Source organism: Micromonospora sp. NPDC002411 (genome assembly GCF_053592955.1).
This window is the reverse complement of the sequence record NZ_JBSFBM010000645.1, coordinates 1-1,191: the sequence shown is the minus strand read 5'-3', so window position 1 is coordinate 1,191 and position 1,191 is coordinate 1. Positions and strand designations below refer to the sequence as shown.

General features: G+C 66.8%; 1 pseudogene. It reads left to right on the top strand.

The features are described from left to right. Positions 1 to 847: 847 nt before the first annotated feature. Positions 848 to 1,191, top strand: a pseudogene (locus ACWCO3_RS34720) (hypothetical protein); the annotation flags it as partial.

The window sequence follows — 1,191 nt, the reverse complement described above, 5'->3', positions numbered from 1 at the left end:
CCTGGCAGCCTGGCCCGTTGGCCCGTTGGCCCGTTGGCCCGTTGGCCCGTTGGCCGGTTGGCCGCGGCTGGCCTCGCTCGCTTCGGCCACGTTTCCTGTGGCTCTGGTCTTACGCGCCCGCTCGGCGCGGCTCTGATTCGTGATCGACTCGGTTTCCGTGAAGTCGGGGTGTCAGACCGTCTCGGATGCCACGGTTTTCACGAAGTCGAGTGGATCACGCGCGGTTGTGAGGTCCGCTGCCCTACGTGGTGCCCTGTCCTTACGGTGCCTGGCCTGCATCCAGTCGTTACGCGAGTCCGGATTGTCGGCATTGGCTCACCCGCGCGCCTTGATCGACTCCGTTTCGGCGAAGTCGCGGTATCAAAGCCTCACGGATGCCCCCACATCAGCGAAGTCGTGTGGATCATGCGTGAGCTGGGTGTGTTTCGCCCGCCGCCCTGGGTGCTTTGGGGTCTGAGGTGGGGTTGGCTGGTGCGGTTTGTTCCGTTTGGGTGGTATCGGCGTGTGGTCGGCGGCACATCTCGGCCGGAATCGTGGCCGGGTCGGGGTCGTTACACACCCTGACGATCGCAGGACCACGGCCTGTCGGCGCGATGGTCCACCCCCGGGAATGACCCCCGAACCCGGGTCGTTACACCTGGACCCCAGCACCGACCGGCACCCCGCTTCACCGGGTGCCACGGAGCCGGAATGACCCCGGCCCCCGGGTCGTTACACAGGGACCCGGCGCCGCGAGCCCCCGTTCGCAGGCCGCCGATGAACCCCTAAGACTTTTTGCAGCGCCGGACGAGGTGCTCACACCCGTGCCACTGAGGCGGGTGTTCTTACCCCCGAAGGAGCTTCCCCCATGAACACGATCATGCGTAAGAGTGTGCTGTCTGTTGCTGGTCTGGCGTTTGCCGGTGGTGTGTTCGCCGGTCCGATCGCCGCCCACGCCGCGACCCCGGCTGTGGACGCGAAGCCTGTTGCTGTTGCGATGCAGTCGGCGGCGCCGAAGCCGCAGGGCGAGCAGTCGCACATCTCCCTGAACGATGAGCAGACCGCGAACGTGAAGGCGATCATCGCCGCCACGAAGAAGGCCGGTCTCCCCGAGCGGGCCGCGGTGATCTCGATCGCGACGAGCCTGCAGGAGTCGAAGCTGGAGAACCTCGGCCACCTCGGCGACGCCAACGACCACGACTCGCTGGGCCT